This is a genomic window from Deltaproteobacteria bacterium, assembly GCA_021159305.1.
Taxonomy (GTDB): Bacteria; Campylobacterota_A; Desulfurellia; order JAGGSF01; family JAGGSF01; genus JAGGSF01.
This window is the reverse complement of the sequence record JAGGSB010000049.1, coordinates 1-7,662: the sequence shown is the minus strand read 5'-3', so window position 1 is coordinate 7,662 and position 7,662 is coordinate 1. Positions and strand designations below refer to the sequence as shown.

Sequence of the window (7,662 nt, the reverse complement as noted above, 5' to 3'; positions counted from 1 at the left end):
GTATATACCGCTAAAATGGGATGATATGCGAAGTATTGCGGATATAACGAAGTTAGGCGAAACGGTGGCTTTAAATAAAACACAATCATTTGAAGATATAATATGAAAACGCGACACAAAATAATAATTGGCGATTCAAGGCAGATGAAAGAGGTTACTGATGAATCTGTCCATCTCATTATTACCTCTCCGCCATATTGGCAGTTAAAGGATTATGGAAATGGGAAGCAAATTGGTTACAATGATTCTTATGAAGAATATATTAATAATCTCAACTTAGTCTGGAATGAATGCCATAGGATTTTACATAAGGGTTGCCGTTTATGTGTTAACATAGGCGACCAGTTTGCACGTTCGGTTTATTATGGAAGATATAAAGTAATTCCAATAAGGACGGAAATAATCAAATTCTGCGAAAGTGCCGGCTTTGATTACATGGGTGCCATTATATGGCAGAAAGTAACGACAACTCATACTACGGGCGGGGCTACGGTGATGGGATCATTCCCTTTTCCTAGAAACGGAATACTAAAGATTGACTATGAATTCATCTTAATCTTTAAAAAGTATGGAACTCCACCAAAAGTTACCAAAGCGGCTAAAGAACAATCGAAATTAACTAAAGAAGAATGGAATCAATATTTTACGGGACACTGGAATTTCGCTGGTGAGAAGCAGGACAAGCATCTTGCAATGTTTCCTGAAGAATTACCAGGACGGCTTATTAAGATGTTCAGTTTTGTTGGGGACACTGTTCTTGACCCTTTCTTAGGAAGCGGCACAACGATTCTTGCCGCCAAAAACCTGAATAGAAATTCTATTGGTTATGAAATAAACGAAGATTTTTTACCGGTAATAAAAGATAAACTTAACGTAGAACAAAGAAGTATTATTCGAGATGTAACAGTTGAGGTAATAAAACAGGATGAGTTCAAACCAAATATTAAAGAAGAGATTAAAAAACTGCCCTATGTTTTTATGGATCCCGTAATGTTTGATAGGAAAGTTGACCCTAAGAAGATGAGATTTGGTTCAAAAATAGACAATTCTCATTCTGAAAGAGAAACATATTACGCTGTGAAAGAAATAATCTCACCGGAAAACTTAATTTTAAATAATGGATTAAAAATCAGGTTACTGGGCGTGAAAGAGAATCTAGAAAAGAACGGAGATGCTATTCAGTTTTTAAGAGAAAAAACCAAGGGACAAAAGGTATTTATGAAGTTCGATACTATAAAATACGATGAGAAAAATAACTTGCTTTGCTATCTTTATCTGTGGAACAAAACTTTCTTAAATGCTCATCTCATAAAAAATGGTTTAGTAGATGTGGATACGTTTATGGAATATAAATATAAATCAAAATTTTTAAAATATGGGACGGAGAAACAATGGCAAAAGAATGGATATTGAACAGTGCAATGAATCGTTTTCAGCTAAATTTCAAACGCAATGTTGGAGCGGTTTCAGAGGAAATCAGAAAATGCGCCCCAAAAACAATAGAGGAATGGAATGAGTATTACTTTCGAAACGTCAGAACAAAAGAACACATTGAAGGGTTAGGGCGCAGATTATATATAAAAATCACTGAAGTGATTGCGGCTGAGGTTGACGAGATTACAGAGGAGGATTGTATTGGATATATGTTTAACATGGTAATAGACAGGATATTTGATGGATATATGACCGAGATAAAGACTATTTATGGACAATTAGAACGGATTTTAAAGATGAATATACAACCTGCACCTGATGAATGGGATAGATTGTACAATGTAGATTTTTTCATCAAGATACGAGATAAATATATTGGACTTCAGATTAAACCTGTTGGAGATGTTTCACACATTCCTCAAATATTTAAAGAACATTCCATCCAGGAAGTCACTCATAAGAAATTTACTGAAAAATATGGTGGTAAAGTATTTTATGTTATATCCATAAAAGAGGGCGGAAAAAAGAAAATACACAACACAGAGATCATTCCAGAAATTGAACAGGAAATTAAAAGATTGCAAAAATGAATGTCACCGCATCGCAGAGCACAGCACATACGGCTCGCTACGCTTTATTCAAACGCTTCACACTTCTTCACATACACCGACACTTTTATCTCTAAACTTTGGCTTACAATGCATTGTTGGTTTACTTTGTAATTTTATTAAATAAAATAAATTTATGTTAAAAGAGAATCTGGTTAAACATATTGAAAAAAGTATCAGGGAAAACTGGGATTTATCAGCGCTTTCTGATTATCATGGTCAAAGTTTGAGTTATGGCAAAGTAGCAGAAAGAATTATTTATCTGCACTATATTTTTCGCAAAAGCCATATAAAAAAAGGAGATAAAATCGCACTGATAGGAAAAAACAGCTTAAATTGGGCAATAGTTTATTTAGCGGCCATTACTTATGGAGCGGTGATTGTTCCTATATTACCTGATTTCAGTTTAAACGATATGCATCATATTGTTAATCATTCAGATTCGGTTTTCCTCTTTTCTTCTAATGTAATTTATGAAAAACTTGACGAAACCAAAATGCAAAATTTAGAAGCAATATTTTCACTTACGAATTTTACATTACTCTATCATAAGAAGAAAAACGCTGTTCAAATAATCCAGGAAGCAGAAACCCATTTTTTAGATAAGTATGGTCATCAACTTACGCTGAAGAAATTTTCTTTTAATGAAATTCGTAACGATGAGCTTGCAGCCATATTTTATACTTCAGGGACTACGGGTTTTTCAAAAGGGGTTATGTTGCTGCATAATAGTCTGATGGCAAATGTCCTTTACGCTCAAAACCACAAAATTATGAAAAAGGGAGACAATATCGTTTCATTTTTACCTTTGGCTCATACCTATGGATGTGCTTTTGAATTTTTATTTCCTTTTACCGTAGGCTGTCACATTACCTTTTTGAGTAAAATTCCTTCCCCTAAGATAATCTTAGAAGCTTTTCAAGAGATTCGTCCTCAATTGATAGTGTCAGTTCCGCTAATAATAGAAAAAATTTACAAAAAACAGATAAAATCTTTTTTAAACAAGAAGACAACAAAATGGCTGTCAAAGTTTCCTGTAGCTGAAAAAACAATTAAGCAAAAGATTTGTAAAAAGTTAATGGAGATTTTTGGTGGCAACTTTTATGAGGTTATTATAGGTGGAGCTGCTTTAAATCAAGAGGTGGAATTGTTTTTAAAAGAAATTAAGTTTCCCTTTTCAGTAGGTTATGGCATGACAGAATGCGGGCCACTGATAAGTTATGCTTCTCATGAAGAGCTTAAACTATTTTCTGTGGGGCAGGTTGTAGATACATTGGAAATCAAAATTGATTCTGATGACCCTCGCAACATTGTGGGAGAGATTTTAGTTCGCGGCGAAAATGTGATGTATGGTTATTACAAAAATAAGGAAGCTACGGAAAATACGATAGATAAAGAAGGGTGGCTTCATACCGGAGATTTGGGTTTAATTGATGAAGAAGGTTTTATTTACATTAAAGGAAGGTGCAAAAATATGGTTTTAGGTCCTTCCGGACAAAATATTTATCCTGAGGAAATAGAAGCCAAACTCAACAACTTGCCTTTTGTGCAGGAATCTTTAGTAATTGGAAAGGATGGAAAACTCTTAGCACTGGTTTATCCTGATTTAGAATTGGCAGATAATAAGGGAATTGGCGAACAAGAACTGAAACTTAAAATGGAAAAAAATAGAAAAATATTGAATCAACTGCTACCATCTTACATTTCTATTTCAAAGATTGAGCTTTATCCTGAAGAATTTGAAAAAACACCTACTCAAAAGATAAAACGGTTCTTATACGCGGTATAAGAAATTGCCTATCAATATCAAAGGTTTTTTGCTTGAAAAAAATAAATAACACCACCGCAAGCAGCGGTGGATCACCTGATGTCATTCCGGAATTCTGCTTTAGCAAAATATCTGGAATCTTAATCTGGATTCCCGCGTGCGCGGGAATGACAGAGGTGCAGGGTGACACTCTTTCCTTCTGTCATTTCGCCCCCGTGTCAGGCACGGGGTGACATTACTTGATGCGGAATCTGGATTCCCGCATTCGCCTGCCTGTGCAGGCCACGGCAGACAGGCGGGAATGACAAAAAGAAGCAATCTCATATTAATATTAGCCACAGATTAGCACCGATTTACACAGATGGGAGAAGAGTTTTAGCTCCTGGATTTCTTCAGGATTGGACGGATTTTAATAAAAATAGTCATTGATAGTTATTCGTTACACTGTTATTCGCCTTCGGCATTATTTATTGTTATTACAAATATACCATGACAATTTTACAAATTGCCGTAAAACTTCCAAGATTGTCAATTAACCTCCGAAATTCAATATAATGATTCGCTGAGTATGATCTGTGCGTATTTTTTTCGGAATTTCACAGGTTCTTGCTTGGGCGTATTTTGCAGTGTTTTTCTCAACTCTTTTAATATCTCATCTAGCAGAAGTCCATGTTTGTTTCTAATTTTTCTCAATTCCCTCTTCTTAGCATTACTCAAATAAGCCTCTCTTAAATCGCTTATTATCTCATCTATTTTCTTTTTAACTTTTTCAGTTTGTCCCCTCTTTAAACGCTCAAGCTTGTGAATAATCTGTGCTTTAATCTTTTCCAGGTAAAGTTTCTTCTTTGCCTCCCGCTTATTAACCTCTTTTTCAAATTGTTCACGAACCTTTTCAACAACATCAAGATGATTTGAAAGAAGAGATTTAGAATTAGTTGTTGTATTACATTCAACCAATTTCAATATGTCCCAATCATTTCTACTTTTGATTTCTCCATTTTCATCGGACAACATCAGCCTAAAATAACCGTCGGCACGGCAAAAAACAGCTATACCTCTATGTTTTGAGTCAATAGCTGATGAAACCATCGTAGGTAACCCTAAAGCAATTTTATAGTCTTCTGGAAATTCGTTTTGCAACCTCAACCATTCATGCCTGAAATAATTTGATTTTGATTCTCTTTCTTTTTCTTCAAGAGAACTTTCATCTTCGGTGTAAATCTGAAACAATTTCTTTCTCACCTCTTGTTCATCTTGAGAAATGGTTTTCTCATCAGCTCCAAATCTTTGAATAATCTCATTTATTCTTGTTTTAACCTTTTTTTCCACATTAATTTCTTTTTCTGCTTCCTGCTGAGGAAAGAAATTATAAACCCAGATTTTGTCATTTTCACTGCCAATTCTATCTATACGGCCAATTCTCTGAATTATTCTTACCGGATTCCAGTGTAATTCATAATTTATCACAACCTCTCCATCTTGTAGATTTAATCCCTCACTCAACAGTTCTGTGCTCACAAGAATATTGATTTCCTCCGAGGGCTTAATCGTATATTTGTTGGATTTTGGTGAAAATCTCTTGGCTTTGGTTAAAACCTGCCCTGTTGCCTGTGTTACATAATCTACCTTGTCAAATCTTTCTTGCAGTTCTTTGCCTAAGTATTTTGCCGTTGATGCAAAAGCAGTGAAGATTATAGTTTTTTTAGCCTTAACTTCAGTATTCAACAGATATATCAATCTATTAAGCTTATCGTCTTCTTCTGGTTTTATATCCTTTACCAAATTTAATGTTTCTGAAAGTATGTTTTCATCTTTTAGAATGTCTTCTTTTAATCTTTCAGCATAAAATTTTTCCACCGGATAGGCATTTTCTGGAATTTCTAAGTCCTCCAAATTGGTCCCTGCTCTCAATTGGTTGATAACCTCTTCTTGCGATTCGCCAGCCAATACTTTTTTCTCATCTAAAGCTCTTCTAAATGCAGTATGTGATTTATACATCAAATTAACAGAATCCTTAAAAGCAGCTATACTACTTTCCAGGCGTCTGAATAGAATAATCTGCATTAGTTTCCTCAAATTTCTCCCCGCTTGCTTTATTCTTTGTCTCTCCTCGGGAGTAAATTTTTCTTCTTTGATGTAACTGCCTATGTCATAACGAGCGAATCCCATTTTGCTGATTAACTCATTCAATTTCTTATAAATTCCACCCGGATAAACCTTGTCAATAGAATAATCTATCCTCTTTGGCCCAATTCTCTCTGGAAAATGGGGAATCTTGCCCTTGCCATAATAATCAATTATGTCTTTTCTTGTTCTCCTGATGACAATTTGATTGATGAGGTCTTCAATATCTGCTTTTTCATCCTCGCAAGCCTTGAAAAAACCTTTCAACGATGGAGGGTCTATTCTAAATTTATGATTCACCTCTGAAGGTGTAAAAAGCTTCATCTGATAATACATGTCCCAAATATTCAAATTCTGAGGTGTAGCCCCCACTAATATCACCTTTTTGCCTTCGCAGATTATCTCCATATCTCTGTATCTATTTGTTTCTGGATTTCTCAAATGATGAGATTCGTCTATTAAGACTATGTCTCTCATAAGGAATTTCTCGCTATTTATAATTTCATCCAGTTTCCCTATGGAAAAGACCCTTGCTGTGCCTACACCAAACTCTGATAGGACATCTTTCCACTGCTCAACCAATTTCGGAGGACAAATCACCATTGCCCTTTTTCCATCTTCCTGCAGGTGAGCCAACAAAGCCGCTCCCATATATGTTTTTCCCATGCCTGGCACATCCGCCAAAAACACACCATTATATTCATTTAGCCTGTGATAGGCGTCTATCACCGCATCCCTTTGAAAATCCCACAGTTCAACCTCTCCATATTTTGTCTCTGGAATTTCTCTTTCTTCTTCAAACGAAAAAATCTCATTCAAAACTCTTAGATAAATTCTAAACGGTGTAACCTCATCATTCATTACCCAGGACTTCTTCAATGCTTTCTGAGCCAGAGCTGTAAAATCTGTTCTTTCGGATTCTTTCCACCTCCTATTAAACCATTCTGAAAGGTATTTGTGATTTTCATTTCCATAAACAGCCACATTCAATTCTGTATTCAGATTAAAACCGCTCATTGAAATATTGCTTGAACCTACAAAAGCCATTCCCTGTCCGTGCCTTGTATCTCTATAATTTAGAAGATAAAGCTTGGCGTGTAATGTCTCTCTGGGATAAATCCTTATTTCAATCTTTTCTTGTCTCAATTTTTCAAAGAACCATTTGACAAATTCAACATTTTCTTCTGTTGGTTTGATGCAGCTGATATGCTTTACCAAAGCATTAAATTCCTCATCTAAAATATTGTATATTTCCTGCTGATTGAGATACTTTTTGCTTTTTAAAGCATCATCTACGGCAGATTCATATTTTTTCTCCAGCAGCATCAGCTCCGCTGTCTGACGATTGGTTTTTGAACCAACAAGAATCTGCAAATTTTCTAAATTGTTAATTTCATCTTTTATTTCCTTTAAACCCGTTAAGAAAAACCAGCCTACAGCAAAATGAGCGGTTTTAGATACAGAAATCTTTTCTTTTAAGGCATCGGATAATTTAATAGTGGAGTTGTCAATAATATCAGTGGGCATTAAAGCTTCCTGCCTTGTCCAATCTATTCTTTACCAATTCCGCCACTGCCCAATAAACCTCTTTTCGTTCCTGCTCGGTTAAACCAAGTTCATCAAAAACAATGTTATCAAGCTCTGCTCGGTCAGGCAAGGGTTTTGGCTGCTGGGAACGGATGGGTTTATTTTTGTCAAAACCGAGTTCGCTGAAAATTGATTTAACCA

The 7,662-nt window shown here is 35.4% G+C and carries 5 protein-coding genes; 3 read left to right on the top strand and 2 right to left on the bottom strand.

The features are described from left to right. Positions 1-102 precede the first annotated feature (102 nt). From J7J10_03370 to J7J10_03360, 3 genes are all read left to right on the top strand, one after another. Positions 103-1,413, top strand: a complete 1,311-nt coding sequence (locus tag J7J10_03370; protein MCD6129975.1) for a thermonuclease family protein — start codon at positions 103-105, stop codon at positions 1,411-1,413. After that, positions 1,392-2,024: an MjaI family restriction endonuclease gene (locus J7J10_03365; GenBank protein ID MCD6129974.1), complete on the top strand. Its 633-nt coding sequence runs from the start codon at positions 1,392-1,394 to the stop codon at positions 2,022-2,024. Before J7J10_03370 ends, J7J10_03365 begins: the two co-directional genes overlap by 22 nt. Positions 2,025-2,178: 154 nt before the next feature. Further along, the gene (locus tag J7J10_03360) at positions 2,179-3,831 is read left to right on the top strand and encodes an AMP-binding protein (protein ID MCD6129973.1); all 1,653 of its coding nucleotides are present in this window, start codon (positions 2,179-2,181) and stop codon (positions 3,829-3,831) included. Between the two features lie 525 nt (positions 3,832-4,356). Here J7J10_03360 and J7J10_03355 read toward each other — a convergent pair. Together J7J10_03355 and J7J10_03350 are read right to left on the bottom strand one after the other, a co-directional pair. Continuing rightward, positions 4,357-7,461, bottom strand: coding sequence for a hypothetical protein (locus tag J7J10_03355; GenBank protein ID MCD6129972.1), 3,105 nt, complete (start codon positions 7,459-7,461; stop codon positions 4,357-4,359). Further along, positions 7,451-7,662: hypothetical protein (locus J7J10_03350; GenBank protein MCD6129971.1), on the bottom strand; the 212-nt coding region annotated here is incomplete at its 5' end. The genes J7J10_03350 and J7J10_03355, both read right to left, overlap by 11 nt.

Excerpts from the sequence above, each read along its gene's own strand:
- J7J10_03370 (MCD6129975.1), top strand. The coding sequence starts at position 103 with ATGAAAACGCGACACAAAATAATAATTGGCGATTCAAGGCAGATGAAA.
- J7J10_03365 (MCD6129974.1), top strand. The coding sequence starts at position 1,392 with ATGGCAAAAGAATGGATATTGAACAGTGCAATGAATCGTTTTCAGCTA.
- J7J10_03360 (MCD6129973.1), top strand. The coding sequence starts at position 2,179 with ATGTTAAAAGAGAATCTGGTTAAACATATTGAAAAAAGTATCAGGGAA.
- J7J10_03355 (MCD6129972.1), bottom strand. The coding sequence starts at position 7,461 with ATGCCCACTGATATTATTGACAACTCCACTATTAAATTATCCGATGCC.